The sequence below is a fragment of the Massilia eurypsychrophila genome (genome assembly GCF_002760655.1).
Taxonomy (GTDB): domain Bacteria; phylum Pseudomonadota; class Gammaproteobacteria; order Burkholderiales; family Burkholderiaceae_D; genus JAFCUW01.
Window position 1 is genome coordinate 1 of the sequence record NZ_PDOC01000022.1, and the last position, 18862, is coordinate 18862.

The following is an 18862-nucleotide window of genomic DNA, read 5'->3' on the forward strand; positions in this document are numbered from 1 at the left end:
ATTGACCACAAGAGCTTCGCGGTTTCGTGCCCGCTCGCCCTGCAAAGCAGCGCCTTGTATCCGATTCTTGTTCATCGGCTCGCAGTTTCGCTCCACGCTTCCTCCCCACAGTCGGTCGCCCTTCCGCAGTTGCGCTTCGCTTCGCTCGCTGTGGTCAGCTCGCGGCGGGACTTGCACCCGCAAGAGTGCGCCCATGCTGGGCGCACACGAAAAACGTCGTCCCGGCAAGCCAGGACGACGTTCGCATTTCTATCGTTCTGCCTTGATGGCCTTGAGCTTGCCGAAATACTCGCGCATCACGCCACGCAGCCGGTCGGCCTGCGGGCGGCCCCAGTCGCGCTGGAACTCGCACGCCAGGCCGAGCACGGAAATCGGCACGGCGCCGGCCTGGATCATGCGCTGCATCGCCGATTCGTGGGCAACCTTGCTGACGCCGCCAATGGCGTCGACCACCACATACACTTCGTAGCCCTCGCGCAGCGCGTCAAGCGTCGGGAAAGCGACGCAGACCTCCGTCCACAGACCGGCGATGATCAGCTTCTTGCGTCCCATTGCTTCGACTGCAGCACGGAAATCCGGATCTTCCCAAGAATTCATTGACGTGCGATCGATTTCGGGAACGCCAGGCAATGCCGCCAGCAACTCCTTGTTGGTGCCCGACATGCCATGCTTGACGTACACCGTGCTGAGCACGACGGGCAATTCGAACGTCGTGGCGATGCGCCCAAGCATAGTGACGTGCGCCAGCAGCTCCTCGTGGTCGACCGAACCGACGCCGGCATATTGCTCCGGCTGGTAGTCGATCAGCGCGAGGACGGCGTTTTGCGGCGTCAACAGGGCATCGGTCAAGGGATCGCGGATCGGCGTTACGTCGGACATGGCGCGCTCCTGAACGGTTGATGCGTGATGCGGCTACTTCTTGCCCCAGTACCCGAATTCGGTTTCGTAGCAGTTTGTCTCCACCTCGGCGATCTTCTCCTGCATCACCGATTGCGCATCCTGCACCGCCTGATTGTAAACCGAAGGTCCGATTTCGCGCAGGCAGAAATCGAGCAGCATGCGCGCCTTCAGCCCGCCAATCTCTTCGTCGAAGTTCTGGGCGCAGTAGCGTTGGAGCGACGTCAGCAGCCGCTCCTCGGTGTCTTTATTGAGTTTGATGGCCATGGATCAGTTGTAGTGTTTGTAGATCGCGGTGCGTCCGTCCGCCTTTACCAGCAGCACGTCGTAGGCATCCTTGCGCGGCGCTTCCATGCCTGGCGAACCGAGCGGCATGCCCGGCACCGCCAGGCCTTTCGCTTTCGGCTTTTCCGCCAGCAGCCGCTTGATGTCGCTGGCCGGCACGTGGCCTTCGAGCGCATAGCCGTTGACCATGCCGGTGTGGCAGGAGCCAAGTTCGTCGGGAATGCCGCCTTTTTTACGGTAGGCGGCCGTATCGTCGACGTCGTGGGTGTTGACCTTCAGGCCGGAGGCGCGCAGGTGCTTGACCCACTCCTCACAGCAGCCGCAAGACGCACTCTTGTAGACCTCGATGACGGGCACGGCGGCCGTGGCCAGCAAGGGGATGCCGAGCGCGGCAGCGAGCAAGGCCTTTGTAAAATTGCGTCGAATCATGATAGCTCCCGTGGTTAAGCGATAATTGCATTGCAGATGGTCAGGCTCAAGCCTACCAGAAATCATGCGATCGAAAGAGGGCAGGATGAATAGAAGGAAGCTTCTGGGGTATGCCGTGTTGCTGTTGCTGGCCGGCGCGCTCGCTGTCTGGCTGCGCGGCTGCATTCGTATCGACAGCTGCCTGGACCGGGGCGGCGCCTGGAACTATGAAGTCGGTAGCTGTGTCGGCGCCATGCACTGAACATCCGGCGGCTTGGCCACAGTTTCCGGCACCTGGTTCGCGCAAGGCGAGCCCGCCACGAAGCAGGCCAGGTTGTCGAAGGTGGTCTCGGCAATTTCGCGCATCGCTTCGCGGGTGAAAAAGCCCTGGTGCCCGGTGACGAGCACGTTGGGGAACGTCATGAGCCGCTGGAATACATCGTCGGTGATGATTTCGGCCGAGCGGTCCTGGAAGAACAGCTCGTTTTCCTGTTCGTAGACGTCGATTGCCAGCGCACCGAGGCGGCGCGCGATCAGCGCCTCGATCACGGCGCTCGTATCGATCAGCGCGCCGCGCGAGGTGTTTACCAGCATGGCGCCAGGCTTCATGCGCGCCAGCGCGGCGGCGTCGATCAGGTGATGGGTGGCGGCGTTCAGCGGGCAGTGCAGCGAGACGATATCGGCTTCGGCGAGCAAGTCGGGCAGCGTGGCGATGGCGCCGAGTGCGGCAAATTGCGGCGACGGCTGCGGATCGAAGGCGAGCACGCGGCAGCCAAAACCGTTGAAGATGCGCGCCGCCGCCAGGCCGATCTTGCCGAGGCCGACGAGCCCGACGGTCTTGCCGTGCAAGGTGCTGCCGAGCAAGCCGTCGAGCGAAAAATTGCCTTCGCGCACGCGCGCATACGCACGGTGGGTCTGGCGGTTGAGGGTGAGGATCAGTGCCAGCGTGTGCTCGGCCACCGATTCGGGCGAGTACGACGGGATCCTTGCGACGAACAGGCCGAGCCGTTTGGCGGCGGCGACATCGACGTTGTTGTAGCCGGCGCAGCGCATCAGGATGGCGCCGACGCCAAGTGCGGCGAGCGCCTCGAGCACCGGCGCGTCGAGCACATCGTTGACGAACGCGCACACCGCGCCGCAGCCCTGGCCCAACGCGACCGACTGCAAGGTCAGCGATTCTGTGTGGCACACCAGTTCGACGCCGGCGCCGGCAGGGTGCCGTGCGCGCGCCTCCTCGAGAAAGCGGGAGTCGTACGGCTGGGCGCTGAAAACGGCGATTTTCATGGCGAGGTGGTTTGACTGGACTTCACGACTCTATCACCGTGGGGCGGCGCACGACGTCTTTCGGCAACCGAAAATATACTTGATCGTGAAAGTCATGGCACGCTTGTTCAGCTCAGGCTGGGCAATGATGCCGATGAAGCTGCCGCCGCGGCTGACCGGTGCGTCATCGCTGCGCGCAATCGTCGTCCAGTCGAAGCCGCCGTGGAGCTCGATACGAGGCAAAGTTACCGGCCGCATGCTCACGCCGATCCGGATTCCTTGCGACCGTTTCATCTCCAGCGACGCCGGATCGAGCAAGCCCGAGAAGCCGACATGGAGACGCTCGCCAAGGCCGAGGACGACCGCGGCGTCGACCGACACCGCGCCGGCGGCCGGCTGCCAGGTCTTGCGCGCGCCGGCGACCAGGCGGGTGGAGCGGTAGCGTTCCTGCAGGCCGGCGGCCTGTGCGGTGCCGAGAATATCGCGCCGCCATTGCTGCCACTCGAGCCCGGCGACCGCCGCGTAACCGGACCCGAAAGCATGCGCGCCGCCGACGCGAACGAGCGCGAGCGACGTCGACGTGGTCGATTCTGCCGGGGCGCCGGCCTGGGTCTGGCCACGGTAGGCGATATCGCGCCGGTACATTTCGCCTTCGGTGAACCAGCTGATCGGGCCGGCGCGATACCCCGCGCCGAGAACAAGCCCGGGAAGCCAGCCCGTTTCGCGCACCAGCGTGCTGCCAGCCTTGTCGTATTCGGTATGGATGACGTGACGCTCACCCAATCCGACCGAGCCTTGCCATTGCGCGTGGGCCGGCAGCAGCAACACCAGTTGCAGCGTTCCTGCCAGTGCGGCGCCGCTGAACAGTTTCAAGCTGGCGCGATCAGAGATTGGCCAGGAATGCGGCCCAGCCGACGGTCGTCGTCTGGGTAGTCACGCCATCGCCCTTGGCGCTGTAGTCGAGCCGCACGCTGGAAGGGGCGGCCACCGTCATCGTGACCGACGACGCGTTGCCGCTGACGCTCAGCGCGCCGGCCGTTGGTGCGCCGCCATTGCTGACGAAAGGCTGCAGCGTTTTGACCTGATACTCAAAGTTGCCGAGTGCGCTCGTATTGCCGGACACGGTGAAATTGGCGCTGCTGGTGGCTGCCGTCCCCTGGGCCGATCCGGTCACCGAATAATCGGTCAGCGTGCGGCTGGCGACGTTGATGCCGACCTTGCGATCGGATGTCTGCAGCGACTTGCCCGTTATGGCGACCGAACTGGCCGTCGACGACGTCTGGAAAATGGCAATTTTCATGTCGCCGTTGACGGTTGCCGCGTCGCTTCCGGTGGTCACGGTGAAGGCGGTGAACAGCACGTCAATGGTGGCGCTCCAGGCGTTGCCGGTGAAGGCAGCGGCCGACACGCCTGACAACGTGATCTTGAAGGCGCCATTCATGCTGATGCCGCTCTCGACGCAATTGGTTGCGGTGAAAGTGATGGTGTCGCCGTTGGTGGCAACGAGGTCGCTCTTGACGGTTCCGTTAAGCGCGATGGTACCGCCGCCAGCGCAGTTCTCTGTAAGCGCGATGCCGGTAAGCAGCACGGGCAGGCGGTGCTGGTAGACACGCGTGATCAGGTCTAGCGTGGGCGTCACTGCGTTGATCGGCATGCCCTGGATGCTCACGCCGGTCAGGGCGCCAGTCACTGCCGACGACGAGCCGCTGATGGCGGCATTGGCGGCGTAAGCGTTGCTAGCTGCTTTCGGCGCACTCACCGCCGAAATGGTCGACATGGTGGTTGTCGGCGGCGGGGTTGGCGTCGGCGTCGGCGTCGGCGTTGGAGTCGGCGTCGGAGTTGGCGTTGGCGTCGGCGTGGGAGTTGGCGTCGGAGTTGGAGTTGGCGTTGGCGTTGGTGTCGGCGCTGGAATTGGTGCCGGGAACGCCATCGCCGGTGAATCGCCGCCGCCGCCGCCGCACGCGGACAGTATCAGGGCAGTGGCGAGCATCGACGACAGCTTGAGCGTGAGGGTTTTCATTGGACTACTCCTGAAGGGGCGGGCGACGTGAATGACGTCATCGGTGGGACGAGAAAATGTTGCAACATTGCTGGGATGATATCCCAATAATGCCCTAAGTCAACATTTTGTTTTGCCCGCTTCAGTCGGCTGGGGGCGAGGCGGTCGGCTCCGGCTTTAATAGCAACAAATGTTCATCGAGCACGCGAAACTGCAGCGGCGTCGACATGTAGGTCACTTCGCCGTCGGTGGCGACCTTGATGCGGCGCTTGCGCGAGAGCCTGTGGGGCGTCACCGTCATCGTGCGAAAGCTGAAGGCGACCAGGTCGTCGGCCTGCCCGAGCCGGCCGAACGCGCCGCGCGCCAGCAGCCACAGCATGCCGAGCTTGCCGACCGACTTCGGCGCGATCGCCGCCAGTTTGCCGTCCTCCAGCGCTTCGCTCAGCGGAACGATGCCGACCTGTTCCATTTGCAGGCGATTGTTGCCCACGAAAAAGGTCGCCGTGCGCAGGCGGTGCACGCTGCCGTCGACATCGATGGTGATGCGCAGGCGCCGGTGCGGGCTGAGGATGGTTTTCAGCGCCGACAGGAACGCGACCAGGCGGCTGCGGCCGAACTGCTTCTTGTCGATTTCGCGCTCTTCGAGCAATTTCGGATACAGGCCGATGCTGGCGTTGACGAGGAACACCCGGTCGTTGACGAGCCCGACCTGCACCGGGTGCAGGCGCGAGCTCAGCAAGGCGCGCACGGCGTCGCCGAGGTCTTCCGGAATACCGTGGGTGCGGCCGAAATAGTTAAACGTTCCTTGCGGCAAAACGCCGAACGGACAGCCGCCGGCCACTGCCTGGCGCGCAACGGCATTGATGGTGCCGTCGCCGCCGGCGGCCACCAGGATGCCGCCGCACGCCTTGGCCTGCTCGACGAGCCGCTGGCAGGTGTCGACCAGCTGTTGCGGATATTCAACCACGGTCAGCTCAAACTCGCGGCCGGCCTCGTGCAGCGCCTCCTCGATGGTCGCGCGCTGTCCTTCGGTCTCGGCGTGGCCCGATCCGGCGTTCAGGATGATAAACAGCGGGGCCGCTGGCAGGGGAGGGATTGCTGGCATTACAGTGCGCACTTTCGTATTCGCCGATTCGGCGTTGACCGTAATTGTAACGTTGTCATCAATAGCATGGATGGCGACCGGCGCTGAAGCGTGCGCGAGCGCAGGCGGTGCCTGTTACACCGGTCTCGGCGCGAGGATGGCGATCTGAAGGCCGGCGATCAGCGGTTGCTGAGTCTGCTGAGCCTGGTGGGCTCCAAACGCATTAAAACTGGCGGCCGACCAGGTGGGCGTGCAGCAGCTCGCGCTCGGTGCCGGGATCGGACAGGTAGTTGATCTTGCCGGCGATGATGGTCGCCACCGGCAGCCCGTCGCGGAACAGGATGCGGTTGCCGGCCAGTGCCGGCACCTTGTCGCCCGGGAGCAGCGTGCCGCACACGTTCAGCGGATCGGCGCCGGAGATGCACACCAGGCCGCCGTCGTGGCCGCGCCGCCGCACTTCGCGCAGCAGCGGAATCGCTTCGGGCAGCGCGAACTGCTCGCCCGAAAAGCCGGCGACGAAGCGCCCGCCGCGGATCTCGCCGCGTGCTTCGAGGCGGTGAAACACCGGCAGCAGCTCGCGCCACGACGGCAGCCAGGCCGCCTCGCGTTCGAGCAGGCGCCAGAAAAATACGCCGTAGCGGCGCAGCAGCGTCAGCGCGATGTGCTCCAGCGTGTCCGCGTCGATGCGCTTGCGGCGCGCCGGTTTGGCTGCGACAGCTTCTTCGACTACGTCAGTGCCGCCGCGGCGCACCAGCGCCCAGCGGCCCGCTTCCTCCATCGTCGGGCCGGCGCCGCGGCGGCGCTTCTTGTCGTTGCTGGCGCGCTTGGCCGCCGGCAGCAGCATCGCGCGCATGCCGGCAAAGCTGTCGGCGTTGACCAGCCCTGTCGACACCAGTTCTCCCAGCGCATTCTCCAGCTCCACCGGCAGCATGCGCGCGTCCTGCTGCAGTTCGTCGAAGAACATGGCGCCGTCGCGCCTGAGCGCTTCGAGCACGTGATTGGCGCGCGGCGAAATGTCACGCGGGCCGCCATCGGCCGGCAGCGAATGCCACAGCGACGTCCGGCGGCGCGGCAGCAGCACGATCGGCGTGCCGCGCACCGGCCCGCCGGCTGCCGAACGCGGCGCGCCGATGCGCGTCCATACCACTTTGCCGGCGCGGCACAAGTCGTCGAGCCAGAGGATCGAGTAGTCGCGCAGCCGCAGCGCCAGCAGATCGCTTTCCCAGCCGCCGGCTGCCGCCTCGTAGCCTTCCAGCTGCTCCAGCACCTTTGGCAGCGCGTCCTGGCCCTGCAGCTGCGTGTCGGCCGACAGGTGCTGCCAGTCGAACAGGAAGCGCATGAAATCCTGCCGCTCGACCGGCTCGATCTCGCGCCGCAGCCGCTTGATGGTGTAGCGGTGGATGCGCGCCAGAAGGTGGCGCTCGCACCATTCCTCGTCCGCCACGCCAGGCGTGAAGTGGCCGCGCATGACGTAGCCTTCAGACTCCAGTTGGGTCAGCGCGATGGTGGCGTCGCTGTCCGTCAGCGCCATTTCGGCGGTGATGGTAGGCAGCGGCTGCGGCCCGAAACCGGACAGGCGCGCGCGCATGATCTCGACCAGCGCCGCCTCGCGCGTCCACGCTTCGTCGCCATTGCCACGGTGGCTGTCGGGGACTGCCAGCGCCGGCGTGGCCTGCGCTTGCGGGTAGGCCGCCTGCATGCAGTCGAGCCGTTCGAGCGCCACCCAGAAATCGGCGCCGTCGCCGTCACGTAGCCGCGTGGCGCGCCCGCCCTCGGCCAGCACTTCGAGCCAGGCCGGCCAGCCGGGCTGGCGGATCGCTTCGGCGCGCGTGATGAACGCCAGCGACACCAGCGCTTCCTGCACCTCGTCGGCATTGCGCGCGGCCGGCCACGCTTCCTCGGCCACGCCGGCGATGGCGTCGAGGTCGAGCGCGCCCAGGTCGTCGGTCGATGCCGGGTCGGTCCAGCGCCGGCTCATGACGGCCTGCGTTCGGCGCTCTTCGAGCGGGGCGTCATCGAGGAAGGCATACGGGCGGGCGTTGAGGATCTCCATCGCCAGCGGCGACGGCGCCGGCAGGTCGCGCGCCAGCAAGCGCACTTCCCCCGCTTCGATGCGGCGCAGCAGCGCGAGCCAGCCTTCGCTGTCCATCGCTTCGTGCAGGCAGTCGTCGAGCGTCTGGTCGACCAGCGGGTGGCTCGGCAGCTCGCGCTCGCCCACGATGTTTTCCAGGCACGCCGCCTGGTCGGGGAAGACGGCGGCCAGCAGGTCGTCGCTTTTCATGCGCTGCAGTTGCGGCGCGACCTTGCGCCCGCCGGCAAAGCGCGGCAGCGCCAGCGCGGTGGTGGCGTTCCAGCGCCACCGCACGTTAAACAGCGGCGCGTCGAGCAGCGCCTGCACCAGGATCTGCTCGGCGCTGGACGATTTCAGGTAGCGCCACACTTCGTCGAGCTGGAAGCTGTGCGCGGTCGACAGCGACAGGATGATGGCGTCCTCGGTGGCGGCGGCCTGCAGCTCGAAATTGAAGGTGCGGCAAAAGCGCTTGCGCAGCGCCAGGCCCCACGCGCGGTTGACGCGGCTGCCGAACGGCGAGTGCAGCACCAGCTGGGTGCCGCCCGATTCGTCGAAGAAGCGCTCCATCACCAAGGTGTCCTGGGTCGGCAGCGCGCCCAGCGCGGCGCGCGAGCGGGCCAGGTAATCGACAATTTGGCGGGCGGCGTCTTCGGACAGGCCCAGGTGTTCGTCGAGCCAGGCCACCGCGCGGTCCAGCGCTGCCTGCGGATCGGATGCGGGCGCTGCCAGCTGCTGGTCGATCTGTCCGCGCAGCCGCGCTACGCCGGCGGACAGCTCGTCGCTGCGGCCCGGCGCCTCGCCCAGCCAAAACGGGATGTTGGGCGCGGCGCCATGGGCGTCTTCCACCCGCACCTTGCCCGACTCGATGCGCAGGATGCGGTACGACGTGTTCCCAAGCTGGAAAACGTCGCCGGCCAGGCTCTCGACGGCGAAGTCCTCGTTGACGGTGCCGACCGAGTGGCCCTGCGGCTCGAGCGTGACGGCGTAGTCGGCATTGTCCGGAATGGTGCCGCCGGAGGTGACGGCGGTGAGCTTGCCGCCGCGCCGCCCGCGCAGCGAACGGGTGGCGGCGTCGCGGTGCAGGTAGGCGCCGCGCACGCCGTGGCGCGTGGCGTAGCCCTCGGACAGCATGCGCAGCACGGCGTCGTAGCTTGTGCGTTCCAGCTGCGCGTAAGGCTGGGCGGCGCGCACCAACGCGAACAGCTCGTCCTCGCCCCATTCGCGGCAGTTCACTTCGGCGACGATCTGCTGTGCCAGCACGTCGAGCGGTGCGCGCGGGATGCGCAGCGCATCGAGTTCGCCGCGGCGCACGCAGTCGAGCAAGGCCGCGCATTCGATCAGGTCATCGCGCGAGGTCGGAAACAGCCGGCCCTTCGGCATGCCGCCGACCTGGTGGCCGGAGCGGCCGACCCGCTGCAGCAGCGCGGCGATGTTGCGCGGCGAGCCGACCTGGCACACCAGGTCGACGTCGCCGATGTCGATGCCCAGTTCGAGCGACGCGGTAGCGACCAGCACCTGCAGGTCGCCCGCCTTGAGGCGCTGTTCGGCGGTCAGGCGCGATTGCTTGGCCAGGCTGCCGTGGTGGGCGGCGACGTGTTCGGCGCCGAGCCGGTCGCCCAGGTGGCGCGCCACCCGTTCGGCCATGCGCCGCGTGTTAACGAAGATGAGCGTGGTGCGGTGCTGCGCCACCAGTTCGGCCATCCGGTCGTACACGCGCTCCCACACTTCGTTCGGGATGATCGCTTCCAACGGCACCGGCGGCAGTTCGAGCGCCAGGTCGCGCGCGCGCACGTGGCCGACGTCGACCACCGCGCACTCGGCGCCGGCGCGCCCGACCAGAAAGTCGGCCACCAGCGACAGCGGCTTCTGGGTGGCGGACAGGCCGATGCGCACCGGGCGGCGCCCGCACAGCTGGTCGAGCCGCTCGAGGCTGAGCGCGAGGTGGCTGCCGCGCTTGCTGCCGGCCACCGCGTGAATCTCGTCGACGATCACCGTGCGCACGGTCGACAGCATGGCGCGGCCGCTGTCTGAGCCGAGCAGCACGTACAGCGATTCGGGCGTGGTGACGAGGATGTGCGGCGCGCGCCGGCGCATGGCGTTGCGTTCGGGCGTGGTGGTGTCGCCGGTGCGCACGGCGGCGCGGATGCCGTGCGCCGGCAGGCCCATCGCCTCGAGCTGGCGGCCGATCCCTTCGAGCGGGCCTTGCAGGTTGACGCGGATGTCGTTAGACAGCGCCTTCAGCGGCGACACGTACAGCACCTGGGTTTCATCAGGCAGCGGGCCTTCGCTGCTTTCGCACACCAGCGCGTCGATCGCGGCGAGGAAGGCGGTCAGCGTTTTACCCGAACCGGTGGGCGCGGCGACCAGGGTGGCGCGGCCGGACTGGATCAACGGCCAGGCGCGCAGCTGCGCCTCGGTCGCGGCCGGGAAGGTGGCGCCGAACCAGGCTGCGACGGCGGGATGGAAATCCTGCCAGACGCTGTCGTCTTGCGCGCGCTTGTTCATTCCCGACTAGATGGGGGCGCGGTCGCCGATGGCAAGACCGCGCGCGTGGTTGAATGCTCAATATTGTAACCTCGACGGGTGAAACCCGCGGGGTCTGAAGCCAGCGGGGTCAGTGCCGGCAAACGCACACGGGCTCGACCGAAACCCCCGAAACCAGCGGGGTCAGTGCCGGCAAACGGGAAACCAGCGGGGTCGGGAAACCGGCGGGGGCAGTGCCGGCAAACGCACACGGGCTCGACGCTACGGTCACTTCAAACCCCCGGGGGGATGGAAAAAGTTTGTTGCCGGCAGATACAGCCGGGTTCCAGAAAGCGCGGCATAATGTTGAGCTTCTTCCTACTCGAAAGCGCCGACGATGCACGACCAGGCAGGCAGGCCCACCCACGAACTGACGATGACGGTCTTGATGACCCCGGATATGGCCAATTTCTCCGGCAACGTCCACGGCGGCACCATCCTGAAGTACCTCGACAGCGTCGCCTACGCCTGCGCCAGCCGCTATTCCGGCACGTACGTCGTCACGCTGTCGGTCGACCAGGTGATGTTCCTGCAGCCGATCCACGTCGGCGAGCTGGTGACGTTCCTGGCGTCGGTGAACTACACCGGCACCAGTTCGATGGAGATCGGCATCCGCGTGCTGACGGAAAACATCCAGCTGCGCACCGCGCGCCATGCCAACAGCTGCTACTTCACGATGGTGGCGGTGGACGAGAACCGCAAACCGATCGCGGTGCCGCCGCTCGAGCTGGTGACGGACGAACAGCGGCAGCGCTTCGCGCAGGCCGAACAGCGCAAGCTGTCGCGCCGCGCGCTGACCGGCAAGAGAGCGGCGCCGTGAGCGAGCTGTCGGCGCACGCCGTCAACCTGGTCAACTGCGGCATCATCGGCGTCGACAGCAGCGAGCAGATCGTGCTGTGGAATACCTGGATGGTGCCGCGCTCGGGCCAGTCGGCGGCGCGGGTGCGCGGCCAGTCGCTGTTCGACGTGTTCCCCGAGCTGCGCGGTTCGCGCGTGGAGACGGCGGTGCAGGCGGCGCTGAAAAGCGGGACGGCAGCGAATATCCCGCAGTCGCAAAGCAGCGCGCCGTTTCCGCTGCGCGAGGCCGGCCAGTTCGACGGCGCGCGCATCGACCAGGCGGTGTCGGTCACGCCGTTCAACGAAGGCAAGGAGCGCTTTTGCCTGATCGAGATCCGCGACATCAGCGGCGTGTTCGAGCGCGAGCGGCGCCTGCTCGACCATGCCGAATCGCTGCGCGCGCGCTCGTATGTCGACGGCCTGACCGGCATCGCCAACCGGCGCTATTTCGACGTCGCGCTCGACCGCGAGCTGCGCCGCGCCCAGCGCCTGGGCGGCGAGCTGTCGCTGCTGCTGATGGATATCGATACGTTCAAGCTGTACAACGACCACTTCGGCCACCTGAAGGGCGACGCCTGCCTGACTGCGGTGGCCCAGGCGCTGGCGGCGATGCTCAAGCGTCCCGCCGACGTCGCCGCGCGCTACGGCGGCGAGGAGTTTGCCGCCATCCTGCCCGACACGTCGGCCGAGCAGGCGCGCGCGCACGCGAACCTGATCCGCGAGCACGTCGCATCGTTGGGCTTGCCGCAAGCGCCGGGCGCGGCGCGGGCGCACGTCACGCTTAGCATCGGCCTGGCCAGCTTCGACAAGCAGCGGCGCAATGGCGCCGCCGCGCTGATCGACGCGGCCGACCAGGCGCTGTACGCGGCCAAGCGCGCCGGCCGCGACCAAGTGATGGTTGCCGCTGATTGAGCGTGCCAGCCAGGTGAGGGCGAAGGTCGCTACTAATCACATGTGCCAAGGGTTCGCGTCTACGCGGGAAGTCGGGTCCGCCGGCGGGGCGATTGTTTCCTAGAAACCCGTCAGCGCCTTGCGCGGCCGAAAGTCTCATCTCCGCTTCATCCAGACGCAACCAAAAGTTGACAGCCGTAAAAACTAAAGGGCGGGAAATGCGATCTCCACCCTCAAACCGCGAGACACGCTGCGCGCCAATGACAGCGAACCTCCATACCGCGCGGCGATCGCTTCAACGATGGATAGGCCAAGACCACTGCCGTGACCAGAACCCTTGCGCCAGAATCGCTGTCGTGCTTTGGCCAGATCATCTTCGGATATACCAGGTCCATCGTCCGTGACTATGAAAAGCACTCGACCATTCGCTGCCACCAGATCGAGCAGAACGTCATCGACGTGCGACCCATGGCGGAAAGCGTTGTCGAGGATATTGCGCAGAGCAGTAACGGCAAGCGCTGACGGCAGCCGCGGAACCGCGGATCCCGCATCGTTCCTGATGCGGACGCGCTGTGCCTGGGCTGGCGGCAACTGCGCGATGGCGTGCTGCGCAATGGCGCCGGCGTCGAGCCTCTCGTCATCGGCGAACGCCGCCGCGCCCTCAACCCGGGCAAGTACCAGTAACTGGTCGATCGTGCTCTGCAGACGGCGCACGCCGTGTTCCGCATGCTCCAGCGCCGTCGCAATGCCAGCCGGATCAACGCTCATCCGCGCGACCTGGAGATGCGTCTTGACCGCGGTGAGGGGGGTGCGCAGCTCATGCGCGGCGTCCCCGGTAAATCGGCGCTCCCTTGCAATGGCGCGTTCCACTGTCGCCAGCAAGCCGTTGACGGTCGAGACCAGTGGGAGCAGCTCCTGTGGAAGACGCTGCGCCTCAAGTGGATGCAGCGTATCCGGGTCGCGCGATGCGAGCGCATGGCGGATACGCTCCAGCGGCCTGAGCCCGACCCGAATGGCCAAACCGAGCGCCGCCAGCGTGGCAAACATGGCGACGATGAACGGCACAAACGTTGCCATGGCGATGTTCCTGAACAGCTGCTGCCGTCGCTCGACCCGATCGGCCGTCGTGATCCGAAAGCCATGTTTCTCGATCGTATAGCTTCGCCAGGTGACGCCGTCGATAGTGCGTGTGTGAAACCCGGGCGTCACCGCCCCCAGTCTGGCTGGACTGTTGCTGGTCTTCCCGATCACGCCGCCGCGGTACAGGGAAATCTCGCACGCAACGCTGGCAGTGTCGCTCAACGCCGGAACGACGCCGGCCGGCGGCGCGCCGCCGCGCAGGGCCAGCTGGGGCGCATCGGCGATCAGCGCCGCCACCATCGTCGCCGAGGCGGCAAGGCGCTCGTCCAGCGCATCGCGGAATTCACCGCGCAGGTTTACCAGCGTGAACACGGACGACATGGTCCAGAACAGCGCGAAGCTCGCGCCGATCGCAATGAGCAGCCGCATGCGCAGAGTGTTCATTCTCCCGCCGGCCCGAGTCGGTATCCCAGTCCGCGCACGGTTTCCACAATACCTGGCCCGAGCTTGCGGCGAAGATGGTGGATATGCACGTTGATCGCATTGCTCTCGACGGTGTCGCCGAACCCGTACAAGGCGTCCTTGACCTGCTCGGTGCTCAACACGCGCTTGCCATGCTGAAGGAGCGCGCCGAGCAAGCTAAGTTCGCGGCGCGAAAGATCGACGCGTACGCCATGCAGCAGCGCTTCGCACGTAACGGGATCAAAAGAGAGCGGGCCATGCACGATCAGGTCGACGCTGCGCCCGGCGCTGCGGCGCTGCAGCGCATGGAGCCGGGCAACCAGCTCGTCGAGTTCGAAAGGCTTGACCAGGTAGTCGTCCGCGCCACTGCGCAGACCGGCCACCTTGTCGCCCAGCTCGTCGCGCGCCGTCAGCACCAGGACGGGCCAATGATGTCCGGCAGCACGCCACTGCCGCAGCAGCGACAAGCCGTCGGCGTCCGGCAGTCCAAGATCGAGGATGAGCACGTCGAAGCGCCCGACCCGGGTCGCCGCATTCGCCAATGCCGCGCTCGCCACGTGGTCGGTGTCGATGCCCGACAGTTTCAAGCCCGCAACAATGCCGCTTGCGACGAGTTCATCGTCTTCGATTACTAGTACGCGCATGGCGTTCCTGGCTCCCCAACAAAACCACCCATTTTATCGGTGTAACGTTAAGTCAGGGTTAACTGCCACCGGTGAAAGTCTTCAGGCGGGAGGTCAGCGAAACTTTTCCAGCGAACTGTCGTCCATCTTTTGCTCGGGCAAGCCCGTCATGGCCGGCAGTTCGGACAGGCGCGGCATGCCGGCCTTGACGTGCACTTTGCCCGCCTTGTCTTTCCAGATCACGCCCGGGGTGCCGCCGATGCCGAAACCACCCATCAACGCGTTGTTGTTCCTGATGGCCGCGGCGACGGCGGGCTGGGCCGCTGCGGTAGCCTGCGCAGGTGCGGTCCACGGCTTGCCATGGTTGAGCTCCATCTTCTTGAACGCGGCCGCCTTGTCGGCGGCGGCCATGACCTCGATCGCCTTCGGCAAGCTGGTCGGCCCAAGCGTGTCGACCAGGATCCAGCGCACCTGCAGTCCGACCTTTTCGTAGGGCTGCAGCGCCTTCCAGGTGTAGTGGCAGAACGGGCAGTTGGCGTCGACGAAGACGTACATGACGCTGTTCGGATCCTTGAGCGTGCCTTCGACGACATGCGAGGATTTTTCCAGGCCATTGTAGAGGCCGGACAGGTCCGGTTTCGGCACGTACTTGTCTTCGTATTTGGCCGACAGGTTTTCGCCGTTCTCACCGACCAGGGCGCCGGCCAGCAGGGTCTTCCTGTCGGCGGTGGTGAACACGATCGAATGGCTGCCGCCCTGCGACAGCACCCATCCGGTCAGGCCGGATGCGGCAGGGAAACTTTTTACCACCTTGACCCCGGACTTGACCGCATGGGCGATCGCCTTCGGATAGGTTTCGGCGGCGCTCATCGGCGCTGCCGCGGCCAGCACCAGCGCGCCCATGGCGAGGCGGGACATCAAATAAGGTTTGCGCATTGTTACTCCATCGGTAAGTGAATATTCGGTTGGGTGCAGCCGCAGTTTCAACGGCCGCGTGTCGCCGCCAGCGAACGCAGGAACTTGGCGGTGTCCTGGTAGCCGATCACGCGCGTGCTGGCGATTTCGGCACCGGCCGGGTCGAAGAAAATGATGCCCGGCGGGCCGAACAGCCCGAAGCGCTTGAGCATCGCCTTGTCGTGCTCGTCATTGGCGGTGACGTCGGCCTGCAGCAGCAGCATGGCGGCAAACTCGGCCTGGACGCGCGGATCGCTGAAGGTGAATTTTTCCATCTCCTTGCAGGACACGCACCAGTCGGCATAGAAGTCGAGCATGACCGTCTTGCCCGGCGCCGCCGCCAAAATGGCGTCGAGCTCGGCGACCGACTTGAAACGCCGAAATTCTGTCGCATGGGCGGTGCCCGCGCCGAGCTGCGCGAGCGGGGCGAACGGGTCGTTGCCGCCGGTGGCCACGCCTGCCAGTTGCACCAGTCCGAGGCCGGCGAACACGATGGCGGCGGTCGTGGACTTCCAGCTTGCCCGGCGCAGCTTTGCCAGCGGCAGCACCAGCGAGAGCGCGTAGCCGATAGCGAGCGCGGCCCAGAGCAGCATCTGGACCTTGGGCGCGAGTACCGGCGAGACGATCCAGAGCGCGGTGGCGAGCATCAGGATGCCGAAAAAGCGCTTGATCGCCTCCATCCACGCGCCGGCGCGCGGCAGCAGGGCGCCGGCCGACGCACCCATGACCAGCAGCGGCACGCTCATTCCGGCCGCCATCGCGAACAGGGCGGCGGCGCCGGTCAGCGCGTCGCGGGTCTGGCTGATGTATACCAGCGCGCCAGCCAGCGGGGCCGCCACGCAGGGGCCGACGATCAGCGCCGACAGCGCGCCCATCACGAACACCCCGGCATGGCTGCCGGAGCGCTGCTTGCCCGATGCGGACACGAGCTTCGACTGGATCGCGGCCGGCATCTGCAGTTCATAGACCCCGAACATCGACAGCGACAGCGCCGCCATCAGCAGCGCGAACGCACCGAGCACCCATGGATTTTGCAGCGCCGCGGCCAGGCCTTCGCCGGCCAGTCCGGCCGCTACCCCGAGCAGGGTGTAGACGATCGCCATGCCGAGCGAATACGACGCCGACAGCGCCAGGCCGCGCGAGCGCGAGCCGGTTGCGCGCTCGCCGACGATAATCGAGGACAGGATCGGCATCATCGGCAATACGCACGGGGTAAACGCGAGGCCGAGGCCGAGCAGCAGGAACAGCGGCAGGATGGCGAGCAGCTTGCCGCTTTGAAGCGCCGCTTCGATGCGGCCCATCTCGCTGTCGGGGGCGGCGAGCGTTGCGGCAGCACCGCCGGCGGGCGCATCGGCCGGGTCGAGCTGCTCCGACGAAGCCATCGGCGAGTAGCACAGGCCGGCGTCGGCGCAGCCCTGCGCGCTCGCCTCGAGCGTGAACGGGCCGAATGCTTCGACCGGAATCCGGATCGCCACCGAGTCGCGGTAGCTCTCGACATTCTTGGCGAAGGTTTCGTCGAATTTGACCTTGCCGGGCGGAATGGCCGGCTTGCCGAGCTGCGCACCGCGGGCCTTGAAAACGAACTGTTCGCGGTACATATAGTAGCCGGGCGCGATCTCGTAACGCACTTCCGCGGTCGCCTTGTCGATCATCCGCGCCGAGAAGCGAAACGCCTTTTCGGGTTCAAGGTAATCGTCGGCGGCGTGGACCATGGCCGGGAACTGCATCGCCATCGCTGCCAGCAGCGCCAGCATCGTGCGCGCGATCCATGCCGCGGCGCCCGGAATTGCGCTGCCGCGGCCGGTGGACGCGTTATTCGCGGCCGTATCAGTGGCAGTGGCAGTCGCGGTCATTGTCATTGTCACTGTCATTGTCATTGTCATTTCTCCTTTGCGCCCGTGGCGCTGCGGTACGAGTCGAGCCGTTCGGCCAGCGTGGCGGCCGACAGCTCGCCCAGGCGGCGTTCGACCAGGCCCCCTTTGGCGTCATAAAACAAGGTGGTCGGCAGCGCCCCGGAGCCGGTCACGGTACCGAGCCGGGAGCCGGCATCGAGCAGCACGTTTTCGAGCGCGATGTGTTCCGCGGCCATGTACCTGCGCACCGCGTCCGCCGTCTCGCCCTGGTTGGCGAACACGAAGGTGATTTCCGGGTGGCTGAGCTGGGCCTGGCGCAGCACCGGCATTTCGCGCCGGCACGGCGGACACCAACTGGCCCACAGATTGATCACCACCGGCTTGCCGGCCAGGGACGCGAGCTGCACGGGGCGGCCATCGAGCCCGCTGAGGGTCAGGGCCGGAATCGGCGCCGGCTCGCCCCTTGGTGTCAGCGTGATCGCTGCGCCGAGCAGCAGCACCAGGCCGCCGGCGGCAACGGCGCCCAGCAGCGGCTTGCGTATGGCGGCCCGGCGCCAGGCAAACCAGGCGCCGGCCGTTAGCGCGGTCACGATGCCGGCCGGTGCGGAAAAACCGCCGTCGCGGATATCGATGATACCCAGCGGCGCCGCGAGGTACAGTTCGGCGTAACTGGCCACGAACGCGGCCCGGGCGACCAGCAGGGCGAACAGAATCACGAACCACAGAGTCGGTTCGGCGTCGACTCCGCGCGCGCGCCCCAGCCGCCTGCCGACGTAGGTGCTCGCCATGACGGCGCCGAAGGTGGTCAGCAATGGGATCGAAAAAGACAGCGGCCCGATATTGATCGCGTCCATTAGCGGCGCCCCTTGGCGCTATCGCGGTACGGTGCGCCGTGCGGCGGGCGCGGTTGTTGATTTCGCGGCAAGCTTGTGCGCATCATCGGTCTCCTCGTTGAACCAGGCGCCGAGTCTACAGCGAGGGGATTACGGTAGCGTTAAGGTGGCCGCATATTAGCAGCCGGGCCGGCGCCGCAGGTTACCCGGAGGTGCGCACCGACCTCGAGACCATGCGTCCGCTTCAGGTGGACGTCACCGCGAACAGCCCACACGACCAGGCGCTGCTTCAGCGCTTTGGCCTGTGCGAATGCGACAAATGGCAGGGGTTCCCGCCTCAGCTCAGGCAGGTACCCCCTACCACCTAAGTTCAGTGATGAATATTCAGAACCCCGTCAGCGCCTTGCGCGTGTGGATGACTTTTGGCGGCGACGCAAAGAAGTCGCCCACCAGATGGCGCCATTCCTGGAAGTCGGCGCTCTGCCGAAAATCGACCTCGTGGTTCTCCAGTGTCTCCCACTCGACAATCAGCAGGTAGGTGTCGGGCTGCTCGATGCCGCGCTCGAGCCGCATCGAACGGCAGCCGCGGGCGCGCTCGAACAGCGGCGCCGCCATCGCCACCGCAGCCTCGAATTGCTGATCGGTACCAGCCTTGACGGCGATTTCTGCGATTTCCGTAATCATTATAACGCTCCATGTTGTCAGTTTTGAATGCTCGATTGTACGACGCCCTGGCGCGCACTGCTGCGTCTGGCGCACGTCAAGGCTGAGACCGCGAACTGCCATAACAATCGGAGCT

The 18862-nt window shown here is 66.4% G+C and carries 17 protein-coding genes; 2 read left to right on the plus strand and 15 right to left on the minus strand.

Annotated elements, in window-relative coordinates:
- Positions 1 to 249: 249 nt before the first annotated feature.
- From CR105_RS22750 to CR105_RS22785, 9 genes are all read right to left on the minus strand, one after another.
- Positions 250 to 879 carry a hydrolase gene (locus tag CR105_RS22750; protein ID WP_099792507.1) on the minus strand — a complete coding sequence of 210 codons (630 nt, stop codon included), beginning with the start codon at positions 877 to 879 and terminating at the stop codon, positions 250 to 252.
- A gap of 33 nt (positions 880 to 912) precedes the next feature.
- Entirely contained in the window at positions 913 to 1164 is a 252-nt protein-coding gene (locus CR105_RS22755) for a DUF2164 domain-containing protein (RefSeq protein ID WP_099792509.1), read from the minus strand.
- A gap of 3 nt (positions 1165 to 1167) precedes the next feature.
- Complete coding sequence (locus CR105_RS22760) at positions 1168 to 1611, minus strand: DUF411 domain-containing protein (RefSeq protein ID WP_180288277.1); 444 nt, start codon at positions 1609 to 1611, stop codon at positions 1168 to 1170.
- Positions 1612 to 1815: 204 nt separating this feature from the next.
- Positions 1816 to 2874: a 2-hydroxyacid dehydrogenase gene (locus CR105_RS22765; protein WP_099792511.1), complete on the minus strand. Its 1059-nt coding sequence runs from the start codon at positions 2872 to 2874 to the stop codon at positions 1816 to 1818.
- Positions 2875 to 2907: 33 nt separating this feature from the next.
- Positions 2908 to 3726: a hypothetical protein gene (locus tag CR105_RS22770; RefSeq protein WP_099792513.1), complete on the minus strand. Its 819-nt coding sequence runs from the start codon at positions 3724 to 3726 to the stop codon at positions 2908 to 2910.
- A gap of 10 nt (positions 3727 to 3736) precedes the next feature.
- Positions 3737 to 4630 carry a hypothetical protein gene (locus CR105_RS28485; RefSeq protein ID WP_180288276.1) on the minus strand — a complete coding sequence of 298 codons (894 nt, stop codon included), beginning with the start codon at positions 4628 to 4630 and terminating at the stop codon, positions 3737 to 3739.
- Positions 4590 to 4814: a hypothetical protein gene (locus CR105_RS22775; protein ID WP_218968746.1), complete on the minus strand. Its 225-nt coding sequence runs from the start codon at positions 4812 to 4814 to the stop codon at positions 4590 to 4592. The genes CR105_RS28485 and CR105_RS22775 overlap by 41 nt, the downstream gene beginning before the upstream one ends.
- A gap of 180 nt (positions 4815 to 4994) precedes the next feature.
- Positions 4995 to 5957, minus strand: coding sequence for a diacylglycerol/lipid kinase family protein (locus CR105_RS22780; protein WP_099792515.1), 963 nt, complete (start codon positions 5955 to 5957; stop codon positions 4995 to 4997).
- A 202-nt stretch (positions 5958 to 6159) separates the two neighbouring features.
- Positions 6160 to 10512, minus strand: a complete 4353-nt coding sequence (locus CR105_RS22785; RefSeq protein WP_099792517.1) for a DEAD/DEAH box helicase — start codon at positions 10510 to 10512, stop codon at positions 6160 to 6162.
- A 355-nt stretch (positions 10513 to 10867) separates the two neighbouring features.
- Between CR105_RS22785 and CR105_RS29090 the strand changes: the two genes are divergently transcribed.
- Both CR105_RS29090 and CR105_RS29095 read left to right on the plus strand, forming a co-directional pair.
- The gene (locus CR105_RS29090; RefSeq protein ID WP_229414083.1) at positions 10868 to 11350 is read left to right on the plus strand and encodes an acyl-CoA thioesterase; all 483 of its coding nucleotides are present in this window, start codon (positions 10868 to 10870) and stop codon (positions 11348 to 11350) included.
- Positions 11347 to 12279, plus strand: a complete 933-nt coding sequence (locus CR105_RS29095; protein WP_229414084.1) for a GGDEF domain-containing protein — start codon at positions 11347 to 11349, stop codon at positions 12277 to 12279. The genes CR105_RS29090 and CR105_RS29095 overlap by 4 nt, the downstream gene beginning before the upstream one ends.
- Before the next feature lie 183 nt (positions 12280 to 12462).
- Here CR105_RS29095 and CR105_RS22795 read toward each other — a convergent pair whose 3' ends face one another.
- The 6 genes from CR105_RS22795 to CR105_RS22820 all read right to left on the minus strand — a co-directional run bounded on the left by CR105_RS22795 (position 12463) and on the right by CR105_RS22820 (position 18747).
- On the minus strand, positions 12463 to 13782 hold the full coding sequence (locus CR105_RS22795; protein ID WP_099792521.1) for an ATP-binding protein: 1320 nt from the start codon (positions 13780 to 13782) through the stop codon (positions 12463 to 12465).
- Positions 13779 to 14444, minus strand: a complete 666-nt coding sequence (locus CR105_RS22800) for a response regulator (protein WP_099792523.1) — start codon at positions 14442 to 14444, stop codon at positions 13779 to 13781. Before CR105_RS22800 ends, CR105_RS22795 begins: the two co-directional genes overlap by 4 nt.
- 93 nt (positions 14445 to 14537) lie before the next feature.
- A complete protein-coding gene (gene dsbG / locus CR105_RS22805) occupies positions 14538 to 15359 on the minus strand; it encodes a thiol:disulfide interchange protein DsbG (RefSeq protein ID WP_099792525.1) in 822 nt (273 codons plus the stop codon).
- 47 nt (positions 15360 to 15406) lie between these two features.
- Entirely contained in the window at positions 15407 to 17131 is a 1725-nt protein-coding gene (gene dsbD / locus CR105_RS22810; protein WP_099792607.1) for a protein-disulfide reductase DsbD, read from the minus strand.
- Between the two features lie 125 nt (positions 17132 to 17256).
- Positions 17257 to 18084 carry a TlpA disulfide reductase family protein gene (locus CR105_RS22815; protein ID WP_099792527.1) on the minus strand — a complete coding sequence of 276 codons (828 nt, stop codon included), beginning with the start codon at positions 18082 to 18084 and terminating at the stop codon, positions 17257 to 17259.
- Between the two features lie 363 nt (positions 18085 to 18447).
- Complete coding sequence (locus tag CR105_RS22820) at positions 18448 to 18747, minus strand: antibiotic biosynthesis monooxygenase family protein (protein ID WP_099792529.1); 300 nt, start codon at positions 18745 to 18747, stop codon at positions 18448 to 18450.
- Positions 18748 to 18862: the final 115 nt, after the last annotated feature.

Excerpts from the sequence above, each read along its gene's own strand:
- CR105_RS22820 (WP_099792529.1), bottom strand. The coding sequence starts at position 18,747 with ATGATTACGGAAATCGCAGAAATCGCCGTCAAGGCTGGTACCGATCAG.
- CR105_RS22785 (WP_099792517.1), bottom strand. The coding sequence starts at position 10,512 with ATGAACAAGCGCGCGCAAGACGACAGCGTCTGGCAGGATTTCCATCCC.
- CR105_RS22755 (WP_099792509.1), bottom strand. The coding sequence starts at position 1,164 with ATGGCCATCAAACTCAATAAAGACACCGAGGAGCGGCTGCTGACGTCG.
- dsbD (WP_099792607.1), bottom strand. The coding sequence starts at position 17,131 with ATGCTGGCGCTGCTGGCAGCGATGGCGATGCAGTTCCCGGCCATGGTC.
- CR105_RS22765 (WP_099792511.1), bottom strand. The coding sequence starts at position 2,874 with ATGAAAATCGCCGTTTTCAGCGCCCAGCCGTACGACTCCCGCTTTCTC.
- CR105_RS22800 (WP_099792523.1), bottom strand. The coding sequence starts at position 14,444 with ATGCGCGTACTAGTAATCGAAGACGATGAACTCGTCGCAAGCGGCATT.
- dsbG (WP_099792525.1), bottom strand. The coding sequence starts at position 15,359 with ATGCGCAAACCTTATTTGATGTCCCGCCTCGCCATGGGCGCGCTGGTG.
- CR105_RS28485 (WP_180288276.1), bottom strand. The coding sequence starts at position 4,630 with ATGTCGACCATTTCGGCGGTGAGTGCGCCGAAAGCAGCTAGCAACGCT.
- CR105_RS22750 (WP_099792507.1), bottom strand. The coding sequence starts at position 879 with ATGTCCGACGTAACGCCGATCCGCGATCCCTTGACCGATGCCCTGTTG.
- CR105_RS22795 (WP_099792521.1), bottom strand. The coding sequence starts at position 13,782 with ATGAACACTCTGCGCATGCGGCTGCTCATTGCGATCGGCGCGAGCTTC.
- CR105_RS22780 (WP_099792515.1), bottom strand. The coding sequence starts at position 5,957 with ATGCCAGCAATCCCTCCCCTGCCAGCGGCCCCGCTGTTTATCATCCTG.
- CR105_RS29090 (WP_229414083.1), top strand. The coding sequence starts at position 10,868 with ATGCACGACCAGGCAGGCAGGCCCACCCACGAACTGACGATGACGGTC.
- CR105_RS22815 (WP_099792527.1), bottom strand. The coding sequence starts at position 18,084 with ATGGACGCGATCAATATCGGGCCGCTGTCTTTTTCGATCCCATTGCTG.
- CR105_RS22760 (WP_180288277.1), bottom strand. The coding sequence starts at position 1,611 with ATGATTCGACGCAATTTTACAAAGGCCTTGCTCGCTGCCGCGCTCGGC.